Source organism: Ruegeria sp. CDSB136, from assembly GCF_059610965.1.
Map to the genome: position 1 here is coordinate 1 of NZ_JBXWOP010000033.1, position 25,463 is coordinate 25,463.

A 25,463-nucleotide genomic window follows, 5' to 3' on the forward strand; every position below is an offset into this window, starting at 1 on the left:
CGGAAAAACGCTTGATCAGGTGGCGCAGTCAGGCGACCTTAACGTCAGAACCCAGGCCACTTGGGGAATGTCGGTTCCAAACCTTACACTCAAAAAACGTGATATGTACATTTTTTCAAACATCGTCGCTTGGTATGGGTTTGATGAAGCGTCGAAAAAACGAACTGCGGCTTCAGCACTGCAGTTGTTTTTTGAGCGCAACGTCAGGGCTAGGGTCGTTTTACTCGTCTGCTTTTTTGTCATCCTGAGACAGGATCGTGTCCGCAATCGTGGTTGCCGCAGTCACAAAGACACCCAGTCCGACAATGATATAGACCATGGTAAAAATCTTACCTAACGCGGTCTCGGGCGAGAAGTCACCGAATCCGACGGTCGAAATCGTCACTACGGAAAAGTAGATGGAATCCAGCCAACTCCAGCCTTCTACATAGTGATAAAAAACAGATGCCCAAAGGATCATGCCTATGGTGAAGGCCAAAAGACTCTTCACCCTGCCGTCCTTCAAGGCGACGCCTATCCCGCGTGTTATTCTGGTTAGTGAGTTCATTACGCCCCCGCCCGCAAAATAAATTCATACATAACAGTATTGGAATGAAATACAAAATTTTGATGAGACCGATCCTGCGACGGCTCAAAACTTGCGTTCAGGTTCTTCGCGAACACGCCGCGCAGGAAACCTTCGCATTGGGATCGGATCGGTGTTCGTCGGGTTTTGGCCGACCTGTCCGGTGGCGGAGCCAGCGCTGCTGTTGCTCGCTCCAGAAGTTTCTGCCGCGCGTCTCTATTGCCGACACGCAGTCAGGTCGCTTGCTTCAAACTTCAAGTCGGACGCAAACCGAGAAGCGTTCGTCTTGTTACCGCTCCGGTTGGGGGTTGGCACAAAAGAAGCTCGAGCGAGGGAAGATTCCCAACCGAAGGAATCCGACAGTGCGATCCGAAGCCTAAGGTGGGTAGCCGTAAACGGCTAAGGTTAGCTGAATCATCCGGCGCGTCGAACTTCGATCACTAGCGTCCATTGTCGCGGGTTCGGTCGACTAAACCCCGAAACATCATCTGGTTTCAATGCTGTATGGCGGGGACGAAGGGAGCCTCTCTTTTCCCTCAACCATTTGTTTTGTAACAGTAAATACATAACCGTTACGCAGAATACCACATTAAATACCACGTGAGAATAGAGGTGGCGCCCAAACCGGCAGTTTGAATGATAGATTCACCGCCCCACGGCATGCCACCCCATTCCTTCATTCACAGTGAGGCTAAATCTAGCGGCAAGCAGCCACCGACTAGACCGAAATCATGTCCTCTAGCTTCGCAACCAAGTTGGTAGCTACTTCAAATTGAGACCGAACTGAAGTGATTGAAACCCCCGTGGTTTTAGCCTCTGCTCCATGCGCGATGTTATTTCGGTTTTTGACGATGCCATCAATCACACCTGAGTGCTTGGGAGCTCCATCATCCATCCATTTTTGAATCTCGCCTTCCCACTTCTCGTCAAACCTACCGAGCATATCCAGAATGTTTTTGGAGTTCATATTCATCGAATTAGGCCAAGTTTTGCCGACGTAGAAGCCTATGCGCCCCTCGGATTTTATCAATGCATAATTGTACAAAACCTCTTTGACAGAGGCTTCCAAATATCCCGACACCAAGACACAAGCGTACTTCGCAAAATGCCCATCTAACTGAATTCCCTCAGGCCCCTCAATCTGCGACGAAGGTGGGTTTTCTAAGAGATTCTTGAGGCGTGCCTTGTAAGCAACCCGGTCGGGCGACCTAGCTTTTTTCCTCGCCATATCAATCTCTTAAAAAATGACGCGCGCGCGTTAGGCGCGCAGTGACTCTGTTCGTGTCATTGACGAATTCCTCAACAGCCCACTGATAGCCCTCATGTGTGTCGTCAGCCAAAAGGTCGTCAATTCGTTCGGAAACCACATTGGCCTGTACTCCCGGATTCAGCACCAACCACTCGGTAAGGGCCACCATAATCGCATCAAAACGTGAAAGGAGGAAAGTCCCCCCTTTCTTAAAGAAGTCATCTCCGCGAGCAGCCTTAACCAGCTCGATAGCCGTCGAGAAGTTTCCAACTAATTCCAGACCATCACCTTCAGGCATACCCCTGTTCTCTTGCATAAAGTCGTCTAGGAACCTTGGCATTGGCGAACTGTAGTCAGCGCCTTTTTTCAGCAGTGCAGTATAGCGTAACAGCGCCTCCATGTCTTTGAGGCGCCCATGTTCAGGGCCAAACATATCACGCCAGGCCGCAACGGCATTCATGTCATGCAAGAAGGCATTCATAGATCCATGCAAGACACAGGATCTCACCTCTTGTGCTTGCAAGGGCTTCCCACTTGTATTCAATCGCTGAAAAATCTGGATTACCGCTTTGTTGTAATTTGTGCCAAATTCAGTGTCATTGGCAGCTGGGTCAGGATTAATGACAATCGCTCGAATAATCGCGTTCTCTAAACTGATCCTGTCAGTTTCATCCAAAACTTTGGATCTCTTACTTGGGGCAACTTCCCTAGAAAAATACCTACCTACAAGATCTTCCTCTAGAGACTTTCCTGAAAGCTTGAACTTCCCTTCAAGAAATAGCCGTAAGGTTATCAAACGTTGCTGACCATCTACGATATTCAGCTTTCCAGTGGCTGAATCCTTCGCCAAAAATATCGTTGGAACAGGCAGACCTAATATCAAAGACTCAACAAAACGGGATTTTTCAGGCCCCCTCCAAACAAATTTCCTTTGGAACTCGGGCACAAAGATGTCGCCACGCTTGATCCTCTTCACCAAGCCCTCCACGTCGGAGTCCCACCCATAACTAGTCACGTTAAATCGAACCGGACCGTCCACGTCTTGGCTGACGTCGTCCTCCACCTCTACGTCTGGGCTGTCATCTTCTTCCATTTCTGCGGGTTCAGCTTCAAGCTGTTCATGTTCGTCGCTCATTTGTGCTCCCTCAATCAATCCAAACTCAAATGCATTTTTGCCTGTCTCTCAACCACTGCAGGTGGTCTCCACTAAGAACCCACAACCTTTTTCTGCAGCTTCATCATTTGGCGACAACTAGTTGGCAAAGTCCACCCAATTGAACACGTGCATCGAGAAAATTCGCTCAAGAAAAGTTAGAAAGAGAAAAAATTGCGATCCTGGGATTTTTCCCTGGTCAAACCGACAAGTATCGCGCTAAACAGAGGCGCACAGGAGGCAGCTAAATGTCACAGTTCACTTACGTAGATCTCTTCGCTGGCTGCGGAGGCTTGTCACTTGGGCTTGAACAAGCAGGATTCTCTCTGGCACTGGCCGTTGAAAAATCGGACATGGCCGCCGAGACCTTCTTTCACAATTTCATCGAACCAATATCGGATCTAGATGAGTGGAAGAGCTTCAGCGCACAAACGACAAGCGTCGAAAAGCAAGCCGAACGGGGCCTTGCAGTCAAACAGTTGAGCGAAGTCTTGGCCAGAAAATCCATTCTAGACGACCTGAGAGGGAAAGACATCGATCTGGTTGCTGGTGGCCCGCCCTGTCAGGGCTTTTCCTTGGCGGGGCGCAGAAATCCAGCGGATGTGCGCAACAAGCTACCTTGGGAGTTTTTGCAGTTCGTAGAAGCGGTTTCGCCAAAGGCTGTGATCATTGAGAACGTTTCGGGAATGAGCCAGGACTTCAAGAAACACGATCAAGAGTCGCCATTTGATCAGCTGCGGCAAGCTCTGATTCAAACAGGATTAGGCTACAAGGTGCAACCGGTCCTTCTGAACGCAATGCACTATGGAGCGCCTCAACACCGACCACGCGTCATGTTGTTGGGTTTGCGCTCAGACATCGCTGAAGCCACGGGCTACCAGTTTAGTGACGTCACATGGCGCTCAGAGTTCAGCCGCGTAGGAAGCGTGGCGTTTTCAGAACGGCCAGGCATTGCACCAGAAACCACCCATTTTGGCGACGATATCCTCACTGTTGCAGATGCTATTTCTGACCTCAGCGACAAGGGTTACCGACGTCTCTCCAACCTTTCCCAGTTTGCGAAAGAGATGCGGGATTGCACCGATTGGGAACCGGTGGGTACTGACCAACTGAGAAAGAAAAAACTGTGTAATCACAATCTCAGAAAACATGCCGACCACATCAAGGATCGATTTAGACTTTATCAGTTTTTTCGCGACCAAGGGATCCACAGTAAAACCATGGCTATACCAAAGAACGCGGACCTTACTGCCGACGGTCAACGTCAAATGCTGCGCGAGGAGTTGAAGGACGCAAATTTCCCATCGGTGGCTCCAGACGGCAAGGTGCTAGCAAGCGACCTTGAAGCTTTGGTCGAGCTGGTCATGTCACTTGGTACAAAAAAGCACAGCCAGCGGCCGCTTTCATGGTCATCACCCAGCCCGACTGTTGTTAGCCTGCCTGACGACTATGTGCATCCAGATGTTCCGCGAACAATGACGGTTCGCGAGATGGCGCGTTTTCAGTCGTTCCCAGATAGCTTTGAATTTAGAGCAAAGGAGACAACGGGCAGCCTTCGTCGGCGATTTGAGGTTCCTCAGTATACTCAAGTAGGCAATGCAGTTCCGCCCAAATTGGCAAAAGCCGTTGGTCTTGCAGTCAAAGAAGCCCTTTCGATTGCCTACAACACAAAGAAACGGCAAGCGAGCTAGACGTCAGCGACGTTTGTATCAGTTTGGCAATGCGCGAGATAGTAGATGGCACTAAGGCAGTTTTCAGATTTCGAGCGTCGGAACTTGGGCGTGCTGACGTTTCTGTCGATTGACGCGACTATTATCCAGCCAACCAAAACCGGGCTTGGAAAAGCAATTCTTGATGCAACGGCTTCAGTTAGAAACTATCTGCGTCGGCATAACTTACACGACTATGATACTCAGGGCACAGGCGCTCGTGAAAATGGTGTCGAGCTGGAATCTTTGCTGATTTCATCAACATCTGAAACTCGCTCAAGAACGTCCCTCTATCGGCCCAAGGCAAAAGGAAAAGGTGGCGACCCTCGAATTTGGTTCTCTGGCCTTCCAGACTTTGCGCAACCAGATGATCTGATTGCTATAGTGGCGCACCGAGACCAACTGGCATGTTTCAACATCACCAGGGATGACCTTGACGCAGCTAGAACATCTATGGCTGAAAGCCCCCTTTCAGAGTGGCTAGAAAGACTTTCAGGCGCTGCAACCGACGTATCTGACGAACTCCTAGAACGGCTCCGAGACTTGGCTGCGCGGGGCCCATTAAGATCTGTTATGCCAGATCGTGCCGATACCGCTATTGGACGGACACTGGAGACCGCACTCGGTATTGAAATTAATTCAAGAAAGGAACCAGACTACAAAGGTATCGAACTGAAAGCGTTTCGAAGGGCTGCGAGCAAATCTAGGGAGAACCGCAAAACACTCTTCGCCAAGGTCGCAAATTGGTCGGAGAGCAAGTTTAAAAGTAGCCGCGAAATCCTCGAAGCCTTCGGTTACCAACGGGATGAAGCCTTTAAACTATATTGCACTGTAAGCGCCATAACGACCAATTCTCAGGGCCTAACTTTTGAACTGGACGAGCGTTCTGGCAAGTTGAATGAAAGGTCTAATCAGAGTCAGATAGGGGTTTTTGCAACATGGTTGCTTGAGGACCTGCAAACCGCTCTAGCCGAAAAGCACAATGAGACCTTCTGGGTCAGCGCCAAGGCCCAAATGATGAACGGACATGAGTATTTTGAGCTAAAGAGCGTGCGCTACACACGAAAACCAATTCTATCTCAGTTCGAAATTCTATTGGCGCAAGGTGAAATCACTATGGATCATCTTATCAAACGGAATGCGCGTGGCCGGGTCGCAGAAAAAGGACCGCTGTTTAAGATCAATAGCTCTTCTTTGCCGCTCCTCTTTCCTCCAAGTGTTACCTACGATCTACATCCAAATTCAAACGACCAACGGCTCATTTGACCTCACTAAGCAGATTCTGCGGCAGCTACTGCTTCGATGATTTTCAATGGATCGCAGCCTATGGCCGCAACAATCTGCACAAACTCTACGACCTCAACCTTGCGCTCTCCGTTTTCATACTTGGCAACGAATGATTGAGGGCGCTGCAGTTTATCGGACAATTGCGCCTGTGTAAGACCTGCTGTTTTCCTTGCAGACTTTAGTTCTTCCATAAGCGCAAGGTGCCCTGCACTTCTGAGTGTTTTTCCCATTCACGAACTCCAGAATAATCCGAAATTCGAATAATCTCAGTCGACAAATATCCCATTTTAGGATATATTCTTTGCAGAAAAGTTCAGCTGAGGTATGAATGTTTATCGATCTACCATCGGGAAAAATTGATCAGAAGTCCGCTGAGTTCTCGAAATTGCAAGCGGCGGCCCAGTCGCGCCTCGAAGAGATTCACTTGCTGTCAGAAGCCCGACTTGGCTCAAGACTGAAGCGTCATACGCGAGCAGGTCCATCGATGAGCTCTCGCTTGAAACGAATTAGTAGCGGATCGCTGGTAGGCAGGTCTCTGGCCTCTGTTGCGTAGTGGCGGAAACCGGCTGTGATGCCTCCTATCTCAAAAATCTCCTCGAGGCATTTGCAAAACGGCCCCGTCGGAGCACCGTGCTTGTCACCGGACCGGGCTGACAAATCACCATAAGTCTCAAAAATCGCCCTCAGGGCTACGGCTGTTCGAAATGCACGGTAATCGCCGCGACGCCCGACCTCTGCGGCAACGCATTGCTCCAGATGCTCAATGATTAGTTGAACTGCTGACAACAATTGGCCCGTTTCACTCGAGCGGATTGCATCAGAAACAAAATAAAACAAAGGCCCAGAAAGTGCAGGAAGCCTTGTGATGATTTTCCTTTGCCGTGAACTAGACAACTCTTGAAACTCACAGTTCCGCAACCACAGTTTAAAACGCCTGAGCAGATCTAATGAATCCTTTGTCTTGGTTTTCCCGTAGCCTTTCCCAAGGTTGATCCATAGGGCATGGTCCGAGACCAGCGGATTAAAGATCAAGGCTGCTGGCACATATTGAACATCACCTTGGAAGGATCGCCCTAGGTGTCGACCGAGAGCTTTCGTGGTGTCATCAAGTACCTGATGCAACTGCATCATAAAGTGCATCACATCCTGCTCTTCGCTGTCCAATGAGAAGTCGCCAGATGGTTTAGAGTGCTCATCCCACGACATGTATTGACCAATTTTTGAGAAGTTCCCGCCTCTTTTCCAATAGATCTGACCTTGCGTATGCTCTTTCGACATCAGAACCAACTTGGTGTGCCAGGCTCATTTCGGCGACTTCCCTAGGGATGCCCGGTTGTTCCGCTGCCCAGTCGCGAAACGTCGAACGAAATCCATGAACCGTAATGCCCTCCACTTTCATTCGGCGAAGCAGCATCAGCATGGCCATGTTGCTCATTGGTCTATGGCGCTTTTGTCCTTCGAAAACGATATCGGACCGTAAGGCTCTGAGTGGCTCTATGATTGCTAACATCTCTGTTGTCAGGGGCACTCGGTGCTCTTGGTCCGCTTTCATCCGAGCCGCAGGCACAATCCAGAGCTGTTGGTCAAAATCAAATTCCTCCCAACGTGCGTGGAGCACTTCGCTTGTGCGGCTGGCAGTGAGGCAAGTGAACATGAGCGCCTTCGCGGCCATCGCATCTTTAGTCGCCAGTTCCGCGTAGAAGGCGGGAACATCTTTCCAGTGCATGGCCTTGTGGTGCTGCACCTTCTGCTTAACTTGCGGCAGCACACGAGCATCGCGGATCGTAGTCACAGGATTTTCTCCGTCACGAAATCCCTTTGACTTCGCCACGTCGAGAACGGCCTTTATCCGCTGCGCGAGACGCTTGGCTGTTTCATGCTTCTCAGTCCAAACAGGCAACAGTACTTGAAGCACTTCCGGTTGATCTATCTCAGAGACTGGTACGCGACCAATTTTGGGAAAGGCATATTCAGCCAGTGTGTTGATCCATTGCTGCCCGTGCTTTGGGTTTTTCCACGTCGGCAAGCGTTCAATGTGAACTTGCCGCGCAATCTCTTCAAAGCAAGGTATCTCCTGTCGCCCGTTGTAGCGAGGGTTGATGCCCTGCTTTGCGAGGCGTCGATATTCCAAAGCTCGGTCACGCGCTTCATTTAGTGTCACAACATCCGCGCCGCCAAGGCCGAAGTCGGTTCGCAAAGGCTTGCCTTCTCGGTTGCGCTGACCTTTTACCGTGACGCGCACAATCCACCTACGAGCTCCCGATGGATCGACCACTAGGTACAATCCGCTTCCATCGCCATGGCGACCGGGGCCGAGAGTTCGGACCAAATTCTTCGTCAGCTTTCCACTTAGCGCCGCCATAATCAGAACCAATGCTTGTGCATATCGGCCAAGAACTCTGGCGTGAGGTCATATCCAGACGCATCCCCAATCACGGAATCGATGCCGCAGTGCGGGCAAAGAGCTGTAGCGCCAAGAGCATTCGAGCGGCGATCAACCCATTCAACAATCTCACTTGGTTCAAAAATCGCTGAACAGTAAAAGCAGCCACACTTCGTGCTTTTCAAAACTTCGTCCCTGTGAAGGCTAGACTTTTGGTGTGCAGCCTCAAGAAAGTCTTCCATATCACCTCTCTAAAATACCACAATTTCTACCACGCAATGAATAGAAACGAGTCTAATCGAAGAGAAACCAAAAGCAACAACGAATGCAGATATATCAACAAAAACAGCCCCATAAGGGGTTGAATGAGTGCCAACAGAATTGAATGAAAATGGTGGGTGGCGGAGACGAAGGGATTCGAACCCTCGAGACCCTTCCGGGCCTACTCCCTTAGCAGGGGAGCGCCTTCGACCACTCGGCCACGTCTCCGCCGACGGGTATATCCGTGCCTGTCACCAAGATACAAGGCGATTTTCCTGCTAAATGGCAAAATTCTGCAAACGGCTGCAAATCGGAATTCCGGGGGGCCGTACATGTGACAGTCTTCGTCGAATAACAGCTGTTTTCTTGGCAGGGAGTGCCGGACAAAAACGACGGTTCAACACGAGGCGGCCGTCACCTGACCACAGTCGTTTTTTGGGGCGGTGATATTAAACTTGCCAAAAACATAAGCATTACTGCATATTTGCCTATATTTAGTCTGCAGATTTATTCTGTTTGTTGTGAGGCATCAATCGGGCTTGGGGTGGTGTGTACCCGGCAGGAACCTTTGGGGGAAAGGGGCTTGGATTGGCTTGGTTAAAAGTGTGTTTGGCAGTTTGCCTTATTGTGATTCTGCCGTCGCAGGTCGTCGCAAATATCGGAAAAGTCGTTAGTGCCAAGCAAGGCGCTCAGGTGACGCGTGCCGGAGAAACACAAGCGTTGCGGACGGGGATGGAGGTCGACTCGGGTGATGCGATCGCGACTGACGGATCAGGCGTGGTTCAGCTTGTGTTTGTCGATGACACGAAAATAGCCATCGGCCCCAATGCGCGTATGGTCATTGATGTCAAAATGCTGCGGAACAACCGCAAGGCCAAGTCCTTTGCGGTACAGGCACTGGGTGGCAGCTTCCGGTTCATTTCCGGAAAAAGTAGAAAGCGGGCTTACTCCATTTCGACGCCATCAGCGACCATGGCGGTGCGCGGAACGACTTTCGATCTCTGGATTGCTTCCGGCGACCAAAGCGCGATGCTGGTTCTGGAAGGCACTGTTCGAATGTGCAGCCTGAACGGGTCGTGCCGATCCACAGGGAGACAATGCAGCCTTTTTGCGAACAGTAAGGGTGGCGGCGTCGGACGGCCGGTGGATCGCGAGCAATACAGGAAGGCGCTGGAAAGCGGTTTCCCGTTCGCGCGGTCGCAGGAAGGGTTGCTTCCGCCGCTTCAGGTCGAATTCGGCGGCTGTTCCGAAAACGCCAGGCCGGTTCGCTTCTTTGCATCACCCGGTCGGTCTGAACCCCGCCCTGCGCCGCCCGGTGAAACGAGTACCAATGAGGCGCGTGCTGTGTCAGATCCCACCCCGCCAGACAACCGCCCGGATCCGCCATCCCAACCGGACCGTGACCCGGAGCCTGAACCCGAGCCGGAGCCTGAACCCGAGTACGATCCTGAACCTGAGTACGATCCTGAGCCTGAACCAGAACCCGAGCGTGATCCTGAAGTCGAATAGGGTCTCCCGGGAAAACGACTCGGACCGTATTGTCGGAACAACGTGACCCCCTTGCGCCCGGAGGCAGAGGTGACAGCAAGAACAAGGGATAAAAACAGCCGAACATGGGCATTCCGTCTATTCGGAATTGTTTTGATCCTGTTCGGTTGCCTGGTTCGTTCGATGGACCCCTATCCGGTTCAGATGTCCCGTCTGATCTACTTCGACATCCTGCAAAGACTGTCTCCACGCGAATACAATCCCGACTTGCCGGTGCGCGTGGTCGATATCGATGAAACTTCCCTGGCCAATTGGGGGCAATGGCCCTGGCCACGCACGTTATTGGCGCAAATGGTGGAAAACCTGGGTGAATATGGCGCGGCGGTCATCGCCTTCGACATGCTTTTTGTCGAGCCGGATCGGTTTTCGCCTTCCCGTCTTCTCAATGACCCGGCGCTTGAAGGGTTGGTTGATATCGAACCAGGTGCAAAGGCACTGGATAACGATGTCTTGTTCGGGTTCGAAATGGCCCATTGGCCAGTCGTGCTGGGCGTCGCGGCGCGCCTGACAGGTGGCGACCGCGAGGTGCCACCCAAAACGGGCATTGTCGAAATTGGCGACTCGCCCACGACCGGTTTGATCTCGGTTCCACACTGGGCGCCCCCCGCCGAGCCGCTGGATCGCGCCGCGGCTGGCATCGGAGGGGTCAATGTCTCGCCATTGGGCGGAACCGGGGTGGTCCGGCGCGTTCCGGCACTGTGGCGCGGACCTGATGGAGTGATGCCGGGGCTGGGAATCGAGGCGCTGAGGATTGCACTGGATGAACCCATCATTCTGGCAGAGGGGTCTCAGGACGAACCCGGAATAATGCTGGGCATCGATGTTGGGGGTTACGCGGTGCCTACAACGGAACACGGTGAGATCTGGGTGAAATACCGGCGCGACAATCCAGATCTTTATCTGTCGGCAGACCGCGTCATGCGTTCGGCCGACGATCCGGATCTGCAGAAAAAAATCGAAGGCCGCATCATTCTTGTCGGCACCTCGGCAGCTGGTCTGTTCGACATTCACCAGACGTCCCTTGGGGAATCGGTGCCCGGGGTGTCCATTCATGCGCAGATTCTGGAACAGATCCTGACAGGCGATATGTTGAACCGGTCAGATGTCATCGCGGCGCTGGAATTGATCGCCTTTGTCATTCTTGGGCTGGTGGTCACGGCAGTCATGTCGAGCTTTGGAGCCGTTGCGTCTTTTGTTGCCGGCGGCATTGCGGCAGCGGTTGTGATGGCGGTTGGCTGGCTGGTCTTCCAGAACCAGCAGATCCTTTTTGATGTGACGTTCCCGATGATTGGCGGAATGGCCAATTTCGGGTTGTTGGCGGGCTACATGTTCATTTCGACAGAACGCGAAAAACGCGCCATTCGAAAGGTGTTCTCGCACTACGTCGCACCCGAAATTCTCGATGAGATGGAAGCAACCGGTCATCAGTTGCATCTGGGCGGTGAAATTCAGGAAATAACCGTTATGTTCTCGGATATCCGCGGGTTCACGCCGCTGTCCGAAGGGGTGACCGCCACCGACCTTGTCGCCCTTCTGAATGAGCTGTTCTCTGAAATCGGGGACCAGATCCTTCTCGAGCGTGGGACGATCGACAAATTCATCGGTGACGCCGTCATGGCATTCTGGAATGCGCCCCTGCCGGTCAAGGATCACCCGCATCGCGCCGCGTTGGCGACATTGAACATGCGCAAAGCACTGGCTGAATTCAACAGATCTGACATCATGAAGGATCGTCCTCCGCTTGCCCTGGCAACCGGATGTGCGACGGGTTGGGCTTGTGTCGGCAATATCGGGTCGCGCAGCCGGTTCAATTACACCGTCATTGGCGATGTGGTGAACGTTGCGGCGCGCATCGAACAGAGCTGTCGCAATGTCGACTATGATATTCTGGTCTCGAACTCAGTACAGGAAGCGACAGAAACGACCCTTGCCACTCTGCGGGCCGGGTTTGTCGATCTGAAAGGCAAATCCCACCCGGAACCCGTGTTTGCGCTGGTGGGCGATCAGGAACTGCTTGAAAGCGAACAATTTCAGAAACTCAGCGCAGAGCATTCGAGCCTGCTGGAAGCCATTCGCAACCGGCAGCCGCATCTCAGGATCATGGAAATGTGCGATAAATGCGCGACGCTTGCGAAACCCGTTGAGCCAGGATTGCTGAGTTTCTACCGCGCGCTTCCAAGGCGTGCAGCAGACTTCCGGCTTGATTTCCCTACCGACAAGATCCTGTTCTCGCACAAAGACCGCGCCTGATTACCAGACGCGCCCATTGTCTGCCAGGTGCTTGTACCCCGGTGACAATTTTCTGATGATATGGGAAAGAACGAAAACGAAGCAGTCAGACAGGCTCGCGGAGGGGTGATACTTCGACCCGGTCCGCAACCCTTCTCTGAAAACAATAACGGGGTAAATCGGATGCCATTCAAACTGGTTTCCTGCGACGGTGGCGGAATTCGTGGATATCTGACGTGCCGTATTCTGCAGAGTTTGCACGAGGAAACTCAGCTTCTGGACAAGGCGGACGGTTTTGCGGGCACATCGACCGGTGGACTGATCGCGGTGGCATTGGCCGACGGACGGACCCAGGGCAAGGATATGGCCACGCTGATCGGAGAACTGGCCGCACACTACCGGGACGACGCCGCCACGATTTTCCGCGAAAACGAACGCAGCCTGCTGGACAAGGTGGCGGACAGGGTGCTGCAGAAATTCAAGCTGGGCGGCGGACCGGGCATTACGGCGGCGCAGTACAATGCCTCGGGTTTGGCGGAAATCGGGCTGTCGCTTGTCGGCGACCGGACCATATCTTCGCTATCACGCGATCTGGTTCTGGCGGTCAACACTGTGTGCCTCCATCGCTGTGACAAGGTAGGCTGGGCGCCGTTCACCATCACAAACCATGACGTCGAGCGCGACGCCTGGCTGGATATGAGTGCGGTCAAACTGCTGGACGTGGCCATGGCCAGTTCAGCGGCGCCGTCCTATTTTCCGCCGCACCTGATCAGGGCAGAGGGGGTTGATTACGGCTACTTTGCCGATGGCGGCGCTTTTGCCAACAACCCGGTGATGAACGGAATTAACGTTGCCATCGCTGCGGGCCGGGCGCCGGGGCTAGACCAGATCGAGGCCCTGTCGATCGGCACCGGGCAACAGCCCACCGACATCTCGGAACAGATGATCCGGGATCCCGACGACTGGGGTCTGCTCAAGTGGTTTGGTGTCACTTCCAACGCGCCTAAGGGTGCCTTGATCGAATTGCTGCTTACAACATCGGCCGAGAACCTGTACTGGATGGCCCACCTGGTTTTGAAAGACCGTCTGGTCCGCATAAACCCGCCTCTGCCGAAAATGGTCGGATTGGCGACGCACAAACCGTCGTCTTACACCCTGATGGACCAGGCATTCGAGGCCAGCAAACAAGGCAGGGATTGGGCCAAGGCCGTCGAGATGGCGCGCCGCTGGTAAGGATTGCATCACGTTCCTGCCGTCGGGGAACCGCGACTAAGCGCGTGCGTATGTGACGTTTTGATTGCCTTTGGGGCCGCAGCCGTTAAGGTTAACACATAGGTATTAGTGATTAATTAACGCTCAGGGGGGAAATATGAGCGCTCCCGGCATTGCCGAGCAGCTGGTTCATGTATTGCATCGACCAGATGGCGATCCCAAGCTGCGACCGGTTCATACAATAGGCATCAGCGCGACAGGTTTCTTCAAGCCCTCTCTGATTGCCCGGAACTTCTGCGCCGCCGACCATTTCCGTTCCGACAAGACGGATGTCATCGTTCGGTTCTCGAACGGCTCGGGATGTGCCGCCGTACATGACGGCTGGTCCGACGTGCGCGGTATGGCTGTCCGGTTTCACCTTTCGGATGGCACCGACACCGACTTGATCGCCATGACGCTGCCCGAGTTCTTTTCGTCGACGCCCGAGAACTTTCTGGATTTCGCCGAGGCGGCGAAACCCAAAATGTACTATGGCGAGTCGCCGTGGCGGAAGATCATCAACCTGCTGCAATTGATCCTGCCAAAACGGGATCCCTACCCGAACGAAACCATCAGCCCGGATGACGGTGCCATCAAGTTCGCGGACGAGAATGCCGAGGCACAATTGGGCGTTCTGCAGGCGGCAGCGATCGGCGCGCCCGTCAGCTATGTTCGCGCGGCCTATCATGCGGTTCATACATTTATTGTCACCGGCGAGGATGACGTAAAGCGCTGGGTCCGTTTTTCATGGCAACCGATCGCCGGTGTTCTCAAAACCGATCCCGCGGAAACCCCGGACGATGACTATTTGCGGCAGGAGCTGAAAGACCGGCTGGCCGTCGAACCCGCACGGTTTTCACTGATGATGGCCATTGGTGAGGTGGGCGACGATTTCGAAAATTCGGCCCGGCCATGGCCGCCGCACCGCAAACGCATCATGATGGGCACACTGACGCTGGACGCGGTGCCCGAGGATCAGATCGAGAATGCGGAAAAGCTCAGCTTCAATCCGGGCCTATTGACGCCCGGGATCGAGGTTTCAGAGGATCCGGTTCTCAAGATCCGCATCGAATCCTACGAATTCTCCAGCCAGCTGCGGGACGCAACCCCCTGCCCATTCCCCAAGAGGCCATCCGATGACACGTAAGGACAGCTGGTTCAATCGCTACGTCAACAGCCTGCCCGAGCGGGGATGGTTCCAGTTCCTGTCGCGCTATGTCGTGGTGCCGTTCTGGATCTGGAAAGAACCCAAGCCTAAGCTTCCGGGCGGGCCCAGACCTTCGCCACAGCCCAGTGAAAACGTCCAGCGCATGATGAACCTGATCATGCCACTCAAGGACCCTTCGCCGGCCGGACGTGCGCATGCGACGCTGGCGATTGCACAGAATGTGGACGAGATCTTTGCCGGGCTGGACAATGTCGGAACCGTTCATTTCGCGCGTTTCCTGCTGATCGAAGACAAGATTTGCATGATCTCGGTCTATGACGGTGATTTCAGCAACTACATCCGCGATTTCATCACCACCATCGGCAGTGTTTTCAACGATGTTATTTCGCTGGTGGACGGTGCCGAACACCTGATTCCGACGGAACACAACGTCGAGGAGTTCATCGATTGGGTGCAGGAACATGACCTGTTCCAGGCCGCCGATTTCCCGACTGATCTGTTCGGACTGCAGGACGCTGCAAAAGGGCTGCCGCCGAACCAGCCGCCGCACAAACTGGCGACGTTGCCGCGTGAGTTCGTTCTGCAATTGCATGCGAACCGCAATCTTTCGTTGGGGGGAGGCTATCGCGCCTATCCCGGAGTTTCCGCCGCGCAGGTGCGCCAGAAGTTTGGACAGGGCTGGTGAACACAAGATTCAACCTCGCAGACATTCAGGGCAATATCCTGCGTGGATATCGCCGCAATCTTGTACGTCATCTGGTTCTTGAGGTCAGCGACCGCGCAGCGGCCCGGCAGTTTCTGGCAGCAGCAGTGGATGACAGCCACGGCGACGTTCCGGCGATTACCCGCGATGTTACCTGGACCGTCAGGCCGCCGTTCTGCTTCAACATCGGAATTACCTTTGAAGGGCTGCGCGCTCTGGGTACGCCGGCTGAGCATCTTAAGACCTTCCCGACGGAATTCGTTCAAGGGATGACCAAACGGGCGATCAAGATCGGGGACTTCGGCAAAAGCGCGCCCGAGAACTGGCCTGCTCCGTTTGACAAGCCCGAGCGGATACACCTGATTGCATCGGTTCATTCCGACACCGAAGACCATCTTGATCAGGTCGAGGCGCAAGTTGCCAAGGCCTTCACCATTCTCGGTGTGCGCAATGGGCGGAATCTGCCCGAAGGGAAAGTGTTCTTCGGGTATGTCGACGGCATCTCGCAGCCGCGCTTCAGGCATGTCACCGATCCAGATCAGGTGGGTGTGGATGAACCTATGGATCCGCTTGGCACGGCGCTGCTGGGATATCCCACCAAACAAGAAGGCGTGCTGTTCCGCGTTCCGTCCCCGCACGAGCTGGGATTCAACGGGTCTTTCAATGCCTTCCGGGTGCTGCAACAGGACGCCGCCGGATTCGAGGCCTATCTGGACAAGGCCGCTACGAAACTGATGAGCCATCCCAAAAGGGACCTTTTGGCGGACCCGAAGAAACTGCATCTCATCGTCAAAGACCCGGATATGCATGGCGCCCTTCGCGAAGTGGTCGCGGCGCAGATGTGCGGGCGCTGGCGCAACGGGACCCCATACGAATTGTCGCCAAACGCCCAATTTCCCGAGGAAGAAGTCTCGCTAACCAATTTCGACTATTCGCACGGCTCACGCTGCCCGGCCGGATCGCATTTGCGGCGCGGCAACCCGCGGGGCGGGCCGATCGTTCAGCGCATTGCGAACTACACGCGGCGACTGGTCCGACGCGGCATGTCTTATGGCCCGGACTTTGACCCCCAAAATCCCGATACCGCAGAACGCGGTCTGTTGGGCAGTTTCATTGGTGCCAATATTGGCGCGCAATTCGAGGCCGTCATGTGCGACTGGATCAATCTCGGTCTGCAGGACCCGAACATTACCGGCGCAAACGATCCGCTGCTGGGTGCGAATACGCCCGAAACCAGTTGGTTCGATATGACCCTGCCGGATGGTGACACGATCCGCCTGCGCGGTTTTCCGCGCCTGATTTTTGCACGGGGCGGTGCCTACACGTTCCTGCCAAGCCTTGCGGCGATCAAGTACCTGTCCGAGTTGAACACCTGAACCGTCTTAACCAAGATCCGCCAACGCCGCGTCTATTCGGGCCAGCATTGGCGTCTGCCCGGCCGTTTCAACAATGACGCGGGCTTTGGTCAGGTGTTCGAAGGCCAGTTGACGCTTTTTTCGAGCCTTGTACAGAAGCCCCATGATCATGTCGCAACGGGCGATGTAGTGGCCCTTGTCGTCAAACTGCGGGTTTTTGCGAATTTCCGCGATCATCTGGATCAGCTTCTTCTCGCCAAAAATCATGACCCAGACAACCGAGCGGAAGTTCTTCAAGAACACGCCAAGCGAGCTTTCGCCTTCGCCGGTGAGTATGGCCAGATACAATTCGCATAAGAACAGCCGGGCCCAGTCGGCAGACACCTGCGTTCCTTCATCCGTGCGCTTCCGGATCGCATTCTCGACTTGTTGCAGCCCGGCAGCCACCTGGCCGTTCAGCGCGTAAGCCACACCCAGCATCGTCGCCGGGCCCATCGTGAACAGGGTCCATCCCTTTTCGGCGCAGTTGTCTATGTGTTTCTGAACAATCTCGATGGCCCCGGGCTTTTGCAGCGGCACCATGGCTGCGACCCGGGCCGCCTCGGCAATGGCGAGTTCAAATTCCACCTGTGAAGCCTTGCGCGCCTCTTCGGCCATTCGAAGCGCCAGTTCGTGGTCGTCCGTGACCATCGCAATCAGCGCCTTCATCGCGGTTCCGTAACCCAGCGAACGTGGGTCATTCTTGGATGTCCCGATCGCAATCATCCGGTCCGATGCCGCATGCGCACGCGCAACACGGCCCCGGGTCAGTTCGTTCCAGCCCATCGTTGCCAGAAAGAAGTTCTGGATATACGCGTCATCGATCTTGCTGAGAATGTCCTCCACCTCGCGCGAGCGGGCGTCGAATTCCGTGTTTTCAATGGGGGCAAAATATATGGAAACCGAAAGCTCGTTCACCATGGCATATGCCTGCGAGGCCGGGTCCCCCAGTCGTTTCGCCATGGCGGTCAGTTCCTGCTGAACCCAATGCGCTTCGCGGTATTTGCCGTTGCACACCAGGCAGGACACATAGTGGTGCAGGAACAGCGCGTGATGAGGGTTGTCACCAACCTGCGCAAGAATGGGCCGCACTGTCCCGGCCAGTTCGATAATCGTCTTGACCCGCAAGGAGATGTTCGAACAAAGCGCGAAACTGGACAGAAAGCGGGCAAAATGCTCTTTCGAGGCTATATCGGGGTCGCGCTGATACAGCTCCAGCGCGGAATCGAAATACCGGTTGGCTTCGTCCAGTGAATAAACGCCAAGGCTCTTGTCACCCGCCATCACGTTATAGCGGAAGGCCTGATCTGTCCGATCGGTCTGCCCGTAGTGAAAGGCCAGCGTGTCCGCCGCTTCCTGCAACCTGTTCGCGTTTCGTAACGCCAGATTATCGGCAATCGCAAGATGCAGTTCAGACCGGCGCGAAGAGACAAGGCTCTGGTAAACCGAATCCCGCAACATCACATGTTTGAAAATGTAGTCCGACGAATTGGGTTCGCGATACAGCACATCCTGTGCCTGCAAACGCTTCAGTGCCGCCCCCGTTTCTTCCGAGTTCTCGACGAGTTGCGACAACAGCCCCGGATCAAACCGCCGTCCAATGACGGCTGCGGCCTGCAATACCGGTCGGTCCTCAGCCAACACCCGTTCCATTCTGGCGGTCAAAAGGCTGCGCATTGTGACGGGCAATCCGCTTTTGCTGATGTCAGCATCAAAACTGGCTTTGCGCCCCTCGACACGCAACGAACCCTGATCCAGCAGAAAGCCCAGAATCTCTTCGCCAAACAACGGGTTTCCTCCGGCCCGTTCCACCAGTTGCGCGGCAAAGCCGTCCGGCAGAACATCGACACCTAGCCGGTGTCGCGCCAGTTGAGCGAAATCTTCGGTATCCAGAGGTTTCAGGGCAACCGTCGTAACGGACACTTCGTCCAGCCATGGCGGCGTGTATTCCGGCCTGCGGGTCTGGATGAGCAGTAGATTCTTCAGGTCGTCCCGAAGGATCAGAGCACGCAGAAGATCCTCGGTCGCGCTGTCCATCCAATGGGTGTCTTCGATCAGAAGTATCACCTGCTCTTTTTCGCAGCGTGCCTTCAACAACAATGGAAGCAGTTCTCGCGTGCGCAATCCGATCAGAACGCCGTCCAGTCCATCCAGCGATCCGGCAGGCGGCGTGAGGCCCAACAGGTTCAGAAGAAGTCCCAGGTTTTCATCGCTATACTGATCCCAGATCCTGAGACCCGCTTCCAACTTGTTGGCAACTTTGACGGGATCATCGCCGTCGCTGATCAGGAAAGCCTTTCGGACAATTTCCAGAATTGGCAGAAACGGAACATGTTGGCCGTCGGCAAAGCAGTATCCCGTCAGAACCGTCGCACCCTCGCTGCCGATCCGTTGCAGGAACTCGAACACAAGGCGGGTTTTGCCAAGCCCCGGCTCGGCAACCAGATTGATCGCCTGAAGCCTGCCTTCCGTCCGCGCCAGCGCCGCTGACATCACATTCAACTCGTTGGTGCGACCGACATAGCTACTGAGACCCTTGGCCATTGAGGCGTCGAACCGGGTGGCATCATCGTGAATGCCCTGCAGTTCCCAGAGCTTTTGCGGAGCCGAGAACCCCTTGACCTCTTGTTCGCCGAAAAAGCTTAGCTCTGTCACCCATTCGACCAGCCCCCGCGTTGTATCGCACAGCAAGGTGCCGCCGGGCGGGGCGAGGTTTTCCAACCGTGCCGCCAGATTTACCGTACTGCCCACCGCGGTCGTTGGGCCATCGTCGCCCTGAACGGCCGCCATCAGGACGTTGCCGGAACTGATACCAACGCGCATGTGGGGGCGAACGCCGAACCGGGCCTCGATACTGTCAGCCTCGGCATGAAACGAGGCATGGATCGTTTTGGCCGCCCGACAGGCCCGCAGCGCGGGGTCTTCCAGCGCGTCAGGGATTCCGAACAAGGCCATGATGCTGTCGCCGGCGAATTCGCGCGCTGTGCCGCCATGCTCTTCGACGCCTTTCACCAGCATGTCGTAAACCAGCCGAACGAACTCCAGCGCTTTTTCTTCGCCCAGTTCAGCAACGATTTGGGTATAGCCGACCATGTCCGCGAACAGTACGCAGACCTGGCGCCGTTCCCCCAGATCAACCGGTCGACGCGTTCTTATGTTGCTGACATCCCCCATTTTGACAGAATGTTTACAACACCTTGGCATCTCTCGCCAGCACTAGGCATCACCTTGCCGTTAAGGCAAGCGTGGCTGACAGCCAAAATGTCACGGGAAATGCTACCGTGGGTTGTGTCCGGCGCGCGTAGGTCAGATTTCGTGCGAAACCTTCAGGCAGTGAAGGCCAGTTTCAGCCCTGGGCGCGGCCATCTGGTTTTGTAGATCTTGCCGGTGCTGGACGCCGTGATCCACAGATCACGCATATCCGACCCGCCAAAGCACATGTTGGTTGTAAACAGATCCGGCACCGGGACATGCTCGGTTGTCCCGTCAAGGTTGAACACCGTAATGCCACCATTGAAAATCGTGCCGACGCAAACGCGCCCGTCTTCTTCCACCCTCAGACTGTCCAGCCACTGATATCCGGGCAAGGTTTGCACGACATTGCCGGGCATGCCGGGAATCGGTCCCGCTTTGACTTGCCCCGGTCCAGTGATTTCCATCGCCCAAAGCCTGCCGAATACGGTGTCCGAGACATAGACCGTCTTGCCGTCTGGCGACAGTCCGACCCCGTTTGGCATTGGGATTGTCGCCGCTTTGATCAGGGTTTTTCCGTCGATTGAGGCATAGTACAGTCCGCCATAACGCGTCAACTCTTCATCCTCGATCCCGGTATCGGTGAACCAGAAGCCGCCAGATTCATCAAAGACGATGTCGTCCGGGGCGATCAGCCGCTTTCCTTCGTAGGAATCGAACAATTGCGTGACGGCACCGGTTTCCAGATCAACGCGGTGAACCGACCCGCCCTGATAGTGCGGACGAATGGGAGCGGGAACCGTGATCTGGTCAGGACCAAATGGAACGAAACTGTATACGCCTCCGTTGTTGCAGACATATGCGGCCCCATCAGGTCCGATCGCAACGCCGTTTGGTCCGCCTGGAATTTCGGCAACCTTGGCAACTTTGCCATCCGTGCCCAGTCGAACCAACGTCTGTTCCTTGATGTCGACGAACAGAACCGATCCGTCGTTCATTGCCACGGGACCTTCCGGAAACCCCAGTCCGCTGCATACTTCTTCCAGTTTCAATGACATTCTCAAACCCCCTGTTCGCGCCAGTTCTGTCGACTGTCATAAATTGTATGACGATGAAATATCGTTACTTTTCAATCTACGAGCCCAGCACGTCAAGACAAACCGTACACAAGGATGGTCCTTCCTGACGGGTCCGTGACGTAAGGTAGCCGTGCCAGATGGGTAGGACATTCTCGCAAGACAGGCCTGTACCGCTCACAACCGCAGGACGACCTTGTTCGGGGTCTTGGCGATCGGGGAGAGGTCCAATGCGTCGGCTTGCATCAGGCGCGGAATTCCAAAGCGGGGTTTCCAGTGGCACAAGTCGGGCGAAATGGCTCGCCAGACAGGCAGGTTGAATTCCGGCCTGGTCAGGTCGACAAACGCAACGCGGATCCCCGCGGCAGACAGCCTGTTTCCAATGCTTCGTGGTTCGTTAGGCAAGGGCGACGGGGCCGGCGATGCAGATGATATAGGGGGCGTGTCGATAGAAACCTCGGATAACCAGCGCGCCAATCCCGGTCGTCTGTGCGCTTCCTGTGCGCCGTTCTTTATCACCAGAAACATTTGCGCCATCTCGCACAGCGCGCTGAGCGCAGCATGTCGATACGTTGGTGCCGAAGCAAAACCAAATGCGATATGCCCCCGGGCGCTGACACCCGTCGCGGCCACGCTGGGAACTTCCAAGTCTGTGGTTATGTTCACAAGCGTCGGAACCATGTCGTGGCTTTTACAGCGCTCGATAAATGCTTCAACTTCACTTCCCAGCAGGCGCGCTTCTATTGTGGGCCGCGACCGGCAACCGTACCACCACCGCCCGGTCGCATCGCGTTCTATCAATTCGAACAAGGCAGCACTTCTTGCTTGGTTGTCGGTTTGTCCTGCCGCACAACCGTTTGTGTCTGTTCTGGAAAACACCTGTGTGGACTCGTCATTGATGAAAACCGAGTCTGCCGGAAGCCAGATTGGTTGGCCTTGCAATCCCACGCCCTGTATCCAATCAATTTCCTCGGATTGGGCATCAAGGATTTCATCGACACCGGAATAGTTCGCGTTGAATTTGTCAGGGCGCGACAACTGAGTTTCAGAAAACCCGCAAAGCATGCGGGGATTCCAAACCTCGCCGGAAAGCTGATCTTCCCTGGCATGCGCAGTTACCAGATCAGGCCACCGGCATGCGCTTGCCAGTTCGATTGCCGACCCGACCCCGCTTTCTATCGAAAGTCCGTGCGTCAACCCCCTGCCAGAGCCCACGCGCCCGGCACCCAGTAACGCGGATTCAGGCCAAAGCGGAAAAGCGTTCAGTGATGTTTCGTTGGGGTGGACCAGATTGCAATAGGCCGGCCAGCCATCCGGCGAAACGCGAACTTCATCGAAATACTTTGAAAGTTCATCTATACTCATGAGGCTAATTGTAAAGAATCCGTAGTGTTTCTGCCATAATGGAACAGATTGAACGCATAACGCCTGTTGTTTTGACCCCGTCGAACAGCGCCTCTGCGGATGTGTCCATACTTTTCCTGGACATGGTGTCCTACAGCCGTCGCGTCGCTGAAAACGAAGCCAAGACACTGGACTTCATGTCAAACTGCTTCGATGCGATCCGTATTCTAGCGCGCCGATTTCGCGGTGAGTTGGTCAAGACAATGGGCGATGGCGCGTTGCTGTACTTCTCAGACGTGGAATGTGCTGTTGATTTTGGGCTGGAACTTCACCGGATAGTTGACAAACAGCAGGTTGAGGAAGCTGAACCGTTCTTGTTCCGTGTCGGAATTCATATTGGGGAAGTAAGGTTCAAAAATGGGGACGTCTTCGGGCAGACCGTCAATATTGCGTCCCGTCTTCAAAGTATCGCAGAACCCGGCGAATGCATAATATCGAAGGACGTTTTTTCCACACTATCGGACAAGAGCAGCCTTCAGTTTGAATCCATTGGCGTTCCGAAGCTCAAGAACATCACAGCCCGCATCCCGGCGTATCGTGTTCTGGACCCGTTGCAACGCAATCGTTTGACTGATTTGCACCGGTTCACCGGCCTCAATCTCATCGGAACGGACGGTGCCGACCCCGCCGCGACATCGAAACCGCTAGGGACCAGGGCGCGCGGTATTCTGGCATATCTTGCGTTGAATTCGGGCGGCTACGAGACGATCGAACGCATCGAAACGCTGTTTGGCGGTAAGGAAGTCGTCAGTGCCGCGCTCACTGATCTGGCGGAAAGCGAAACTGGTCTTGATGTTCAGGTTTTTCCCGATAGCGCGTTGATCCATCTTGATGTGGAACTGGATCGCACGGACCTTGGGGGAATGCTTGGCGATCTAAGGCAAAACAAGGTTCCGGAAAGATTGATCCTGGAGGCCAACTGGCCGCAGGAAATCCTTGCAGGTCTGGACGATATTACCCCACTCCTCGACAGCTGGCTCAGGATTACACGCGAGCGCTGGAAATGGTTGCTGCTGAGTGAAATGGAGCGTTTTCTTGAGCGCACCGATCCCGGAAACGAGCAGCGAGAGAAAGTTGCCCAGATCATCCTGTTACAGGAGCCTGGGCACGAAAGCGCGTCACTTGCGAAGATCGAATGCCGACTGGAACACGAAGACCGGGGTGGAGCGCTCGAGGAATTCAAAAGGCTCAAAAAGTTCCTGTTCGAGCATTACGGGATCTCGCCTGGTAAGCGCATTCGGCAGTTGATACAGGCGATACGAGGGAAAGCACCGGCACCGGAACAGCCACGCACAAGCGACATTCCGTCAAATATCGGACTTAAGATAGTCGTACACACATTCCAAGACGAATGCGTGGATTCAACTGCTTGGGAAGTCTCTTCATTTCGAGACGAGCTAATTGCCAACCTCTCCCGTTTCCGCGACTGGTCGGTTTTGGATGGGTCGGCAAGTTCATCGGACTCAACGAGAGCGTCGGGAAACATGATTTACGATGTCGAGGGACGGCGCCACATGTCCGGAGACCAGCCCATGATGGCTCTTATCCTGAAAGAGGCCGAAAACAGCAGGGTGATATGGTCCGAGGAGTTTTGCTTGTCCTCAGAGAACTGGCACGATGTACAGCACGAAGTTCTCCGATCAATTGCTGCCAAAGTAAGAAGTTACATTTCACTCGACCGAATTTCTTCGACACTCGGTACGTCTGCCGGAGGCAAAGACGTCACGGACATGTGGTTGCGCGCCGATCGTGCGCTGATGGAGTGGACCGCAACCGGGGCGGAAAACGCAGATGCGATTTTTCGTGAAATATTAAGAAACCACCCTGACCACGCACCGTCTTTGTATCGTATTGCCTCGATTTCGAACATTCAGCATGTGATCTGGCCCGGCCGGGTACGCGATCAAAGTGAAATAGAAGAGGCGGACAGTTTTGCCGCACGTGCCGTTGCCATCGACCCGCTCGATGCCAGGGTTCAGCGAACGGTCGCCTGGACGGCCGCAATGAACGGCGCTTTTACACGGGCATCGATGCACCTGGAACTGGCTGCCAAACTCAACCCCTCAAGTCCAGCCACGTTGGCCAGTTGTGCCATGGGCTTCGCCTGGTTCGGCGACTATGACAAAGCCAAATCGACCCTGACACAATGCGAAGCCTTGTCCGAATTATTGCCGTCCTGGTGTTGGGCCTACCACGCCTCAACGTATTTCTTCCTCGACAGACTGGAAGACGCCCTGCGGGCCGCCGAGTTGGGGGGCGACAGTATCCCGGACACACAAGGCTGGCTGGCTGCTGTCCATGCCAGAAGGGGTGACATGGATAGAGCTGGACGTGCATTCCAGGCCTTTTGGCAAAAGGTTTCGGAACATTGGACGGCACAAGATGAGGCGACGCCAGAACGGGTCGCCACGTGGTTCACCCAGGCCTTCCCGATCAAAGAGCTATCCGACCAGCAAAAGCTTGGCGATGCAATTCAGGCGGCACGATTGGCGGCTTATTGACAGCGGTTCAGGAAAATTGCTGCCAGAAGATATTGTTTGGCTTCATCAGTGGCTGCGCCAGCCCCCGAAAGCTGGGCAACATGATTAGCAATAGTCCCAACATATGAGTTCACTAAATCAGGATTCTTTTCAGGAATAGGAACAGTCATCTGTTTTGTGTTCCCATTGCCAAAATCTTTTTCGGGCTTCGGTTTTAGTTCTCCACCGGGGTATTCATATTTATTACCTACTTTACTGAGTAATTTGTCGCCCGAGTCTTTGACAAAAAACTGACGCCCATCGGATCCTTCGACATTTGTCCAAAGGTCGTCGAAGCCCACATTCCCCAAGTAAGTCGCTGTTTCCGCTGTCGTGATCGTGTTATTTCCGATATAAATCATGGTGTTGGTG

20 protein-coding genes and 1 tRNA gene are annotated in these 25,463 nt (G+C 54.5%); 9 read left to right on the top strand and 12 right to left on the bottom strand.

The window, feature by feature from the left end; all coding sequences use genetic code 11:
* Positions 1–220: 220 nt before the first annotated feature.
* From AC2FIR_RS22910 to AC2FIR_RS22920, 3 genes are all read right to left on the bottom strand, one after another.
* Complete coding sequence (locus AC2FIR_RS22910) at positions 221–490, bottom strand: potassium channel family protein (RefSeq protein WP_321250731.1); 270 nt, start codon at positions 488–490, stop codon at positions 221–223.
* A 793-nt stretch (positions 491–1,283) separates the two neighbouring features.
* The gene (locus AC2FIR_RS22915; RefSeq protein WP_496763285.1) at positions 1,284–1,793 is read right to left on the bottom strand and encodes a HEPN domain-containing protein; all 510 of its coding nucleotides are present in this window, start codon (positions 1,791–1,793) and stop codon (positions 1,284–1,286) included.
* 1 nt (position 1,794) lies between these two features.
* A complete protein-coding gene (locus AC2FIR_RS22920) occupies positions 1,795–2,949 on the bottom strand; it encodes a DUF262 domain-containing protein (protein ID WP_496763287.1) in 1,155 nt (384 codons plus the stop codon).
* A gap of 266 nt (positions 2,950–3,215) precedes the next feature.
* Between AC2FIR_RS22920 and AC2FIR_RS22925 the strand changes: the two genes are divergently transcribed.
* The gene (locus AC2FIR_RS22925; RefSeq protein WP_496763289.1) at positions 3,216–4,658 is read left to right on the top strand and encodes a DNA cytosine methyltransferase; all 1,443 of its coding nucleotides are present in this window, start codon (positions 3,216–3,218) and stop codon (positions 4,656–4,658) included.
* Positions 4,659–4,748: 90 nt separating this feature from the next.
* A complete protein-coding gene (locus tag AC2FIR_RS22930; protein ID WP_496763291.1) occupies positions 4,749–5,942 on the top strand; it encodes an MvaI/BcnI family restriction endonuclease in 1,194 nt (397 codons plus the stop codon).
* Positions 5,943–5,947: 5 nt separating this feature from the next.
* Here AC2FIR_RS22930 and AC2FIR_RS22935 read toward each other — a convergent pair whose 3' ends face one another.
* The 5 genes from AC2FIR_RS22935 to AC2FIR_RS22955 all read right to left on the bottom strand — a co-directional run bounded on the left by AC2FIR_RS22935 (position 5,948) and on the right by AC2FIR_RS22955 (position 8,835).
* Positions 5,948–6,193: a helix-turn-helix domain-containing protein gene (locus AC2FIR_RS22935; RefSeq protein WP_496763296.1), complete on the bottom strand. Its 246-nt coding sequence runs from the start codon at positions 6,191–6,193 to the stop codon at positions 5,948–5,950.
* A gap of 232 nt (positions 6,194–6,425) precedes the next feature.
* Positions 6,426–7,169, bottom strand: coding sequence for a hypothetical protein (locus AC2FIR_RS22940; protein WP_496763300.1), 744 nt, complete (start codon positions 7,167–7,169; stop codon positions 6,426–6,428).
* Entirely contained in the window at positions 7,156–8,325 is a 1,170-nt protein-coding gene (locus tag AC2FIR_RS22945) for a tyrosine-type recombinase/integrase (RefSeq protein ID WP_496763303.1), read from the bottom strand. The genes AC2FIR_RS22940 and AC2FIR_RS22945 overlap by 14 nt, the downstream gene beginning before the upstream one ends.
* A 2-nt stretch (positions 8,326–8,327) precedes the next feature.
* Positions 8,328–8,588 (bottom strand): cytoplasmic protein, encoded by a 261-nt coding sequence (locus tag AC2FIR_RS22950; RefSeq protein WP_496763305.1) that lies wholly within the window; start codon positions 8,586–8,588, stop codon positions 8,328–8,330.
* Positions 8,589–8,745: 157 nt separating this feature from the next.
* A tRNA-Ser gene (locus tag AC2FIR_RS22955) sits at positions 8,746–8,835 on the bottom strand.
* Positions 8,836–9,300: 465 nt separating this feature from the next.
* On the opposite strand from AC2FIR_RS22955, the gene AC2FIR_RS22960 reads away from it, so the two are divergent.
* The 6 genes from AC2FIR_RS22960 (at position 9,301) to AC2FIR_RS22985 (ending at position 16,882) form a co-directional block, all read left to right on the top strand.
* Positions 9,301–10,116: a FecR family protein gene (locus AC2FIR_RS22960; RefSeq protein WP_496747441.1), complete on the top strand. Its 816-nt coding sequence runs from the start codon at positions 9,301–9,303 to the stop codon at positions 10,114–10,116.
* A gap of 69 nt (positions 10,117–10,185) precedes the next feature.
* Positions 10,186–12,405: a CHASE2 domain-containing protein gene (locus AC2FIR_RS22965; protein ID WP_496747439.1), complete on the top strand. Its 2,220-nt coding sequence runs from the start codon at positions 10,186–10,188 to the stop codon at positions 12,403–12,405.
* A 162-nt stretch (positions 12,406–12,567) separates the two neighbouring features.
* Positions 12,568–13,617 (top strand): patatin-like phospholipase family protein, encoded by a 1,050-nt coding sequence (locus AC2FIR_RS22970; RefSeq protein ID WP_496747437.1) that lies wholly within the window; start codon positions 12,568–12,570, stop codon positions 13,615–13,617.
* A 136-nt stretch (positions 13,618–13,753) separates the two neighbouring features.
* Complete coding sequence (locus AC2FIR_RS22975) at positions 13,754–14,782, top strand: catalase (protein ID WP_170805885.1); 1,029 nt, start codon at positions 13,754–13,756, stop codon at positions 14,780–14,782.
* Positions 14,772–15,488, top strand: a complete 717-nt coding sequence (locus AC2FIR_RS22980) for a hypothetical protein (protein ID WP_170612148.1) — start codon at positions 14,772–14,774, stop codon at positions 15,486–15,488. The genes AC2FIR_RS22975 and AC2FIR_RS22980 overlap by 11 nt, the downstream gene beginning before the upstream one ends.
* Positions 15,485–16,882: a Dyp-type peroxidase gene (locus AC2FIR_RS22985; protein WP_496747434.1), complete on the top strand. Its 1,398-nt coding sequence runs from the start codon at positions 15,485–15,487 to the stop codon at positions 16,880–16,882. Before AC2FIR_RS22980 ends, AC2FIR_RS22985 begins: the two co-directional genes overlap by 4 nt.
* A gap of 6 nt (positions 16,883–16,888) precedes the next feature.
* Here AC2FIR_RS22985 and AC2FIR_RS22990 read toward each other — a convergent pair whose 3' ends face one another.
* The 3 genes from AC2FIR_RS22990 to AC2FIR_RS23000 form a co-directional block, all read right to left on the bottom strand.
* Positions 16,889–20,074: an ATP-binding protein gene (locus AC2FIR_RS22990; protein ID WP_496763308.1), complete on the bottom strand. Its 3,186-nt coding sequence runs from the start codon at positions 20,072–20,074 to the stop codon at positions 16,889–16,891.
* A gap of 152 nt (positions 20,075–20,226) precedes the next feature.
* A complete protein-coding gene (locus tag AC2FIR_RS22995) occupies positions 20,227–21,150 on the bottom strand; it encodes an SMP-30/gluconolactonase/LRE family protein (protein ID WP_496716110.1) in 924 nt (307 codons plus the stop codon).
* A 195-nt stretch (positions 21,151–21,345) separates the two neighbouring features.
* A complete protein-coding gene (locus AC2FIR_RS23000) occupies positions 21,346–22,533 on the bottom strand; it encodes a YcaO-like family protein (RefSeq protein ID WP_496747432.1) in 1,188 nt (395 codons plus the stop codon).
* 38 nt (positions 22,534–22,571) lie between these two features.
* Here AC2FIR_RS23000 and AC2FIR_RS23005 point away from each other — a divergent pair, with 38 nt between their 5' ends.
* Positions 22,572–25,073, top strand: coding sequence for an adenylate/guanylate cyclase domain-containing protein (locus tag AC2FIR_RS23005; RefSeq protein WP_496763312.1), 2,502 nt, complete (start codon positions 22,572–22,574; stop codon positions 25,071–25,073).
* Here the strand turns inward: AC2FIR_RS23005 and AC2FIR_RS23010 are convergent.
* The coding region (locus AC2FIR_RS23010) for a hypothetical protein (RefSeq protein WP_496763314.1) at positions 25,067–25,463 on the bottom strand (397 nt) is incomplete at its 5' end. The genes AC2FIR_RS23005 and AC2FIR_RS23010 overlap by 7 nt on opposite strands.

Excerpts from the sequence above, each read along its gene's own strand:
- AC2FIR_RS22950 (WP_496763305.1), bottom strand. The coding sequence starts at position 8,588 with ATGGAAGACTTTCTTGAGGCTGCACACCAAAAGTCTAGCCTTCACAGG.
- AC2FIR_RS22995 (WP_496716110.1), bottom strand. The coding sequence starts at position 21,150 with ATGTCATTGAAACTGGAAGAAGTATGCAGCGGACTGGGGTTTCCGGAA.
- AC2FIR_RS22975 (WP_170805885.1), top strand. The coding sequence starts at position 13,754 with ATGAGCGCTCCCGGCATTGCCGAGCAGCTGGTTCATGTATTGCATCGA.
- AC2FIR_RS22980 (WP_170612148.1), top strand. The coding sequence starts at position 14,772 with ATGACACGTAAGGACAGCTGGTTCAATCGCTACGTCAACAGCCTGCCC.
- AC2FIR_RS22915 (WP_496763285.1), bottom strand. The coding sequence starts at position 1,793 with ATGGCGAGGAAAAAAGCTAGGTCGCCCGACCGGGTTGCTTACAAGGCA.
- AC2FIR_RS22920 (WP_496763287.1), bottom strand. The coding sequence starts at position 2,949 with ATGAGCGACGAACATGAACAGCTTGAAGCTGAACCCGCAGAAATGGAA.
- AC2FIR_RS22945 (WP_496763303.1), bottom strand. The coding sequence starts at position 8,325 with ATGGCGGCGCTAAGTGGAAAGCTGACGAAGAATTTGGTCCGAACTCTC.
- AC2FIR_RS23005 (WP_496763312.1), top strand. The coding sequence starts at position 22,572 with ATGGAACAGATTGAACGCATAACGCCTGTTGTTTTGACCCCGTCGAAC.
- AC2FIR_RS23000 (WP_496747432.1), bottom strand. The coding sequence starts at position 22,533 with ATGAGTATAGATGAACTTTCAAAGTATTTCGATGAAGTTCGCGTTTCG.
- AC2FIR_RS22940 (WP_496763300.1), bottom strand. The coding sequence starts at position 7,169 with ATGTCGTGGGATGAGCACTCTAAACCATCTGGCGACTTCTCATTGGAC.
- AC2FIR_RS22925 (WP_496763289.1), top strand. The coding sequence starts at position 3,216 with ATGTCACAGTTCACTTACGTAGATCTCTTCGCTGGCTGCGGAGGCTTG.
- AC2FIR_RS22990 (WP_496763308.1), bottom strand. The coding sequence starts at position 20,074 with ATGGGGGATGTCAGCAACATAAGAACGCGTCGACCGGTTGATCTGGGG.
- AC2FIR_RS22935 (WP_496763296.1), bottom strand. The coding sequence starts at position 6,193 with ATGGGAAAAACACTCAGAAGTGCAGGGCACCTTGCGCTTATGGAAGAA.
- AC2FIR_RS22970 (WP_496747437.1), top strand. The coding sequence starts at position 12,568 with ATGCCATTCAAACTGGTTTCCTGCGACGGTGGCGGAATTCGTGGATAT.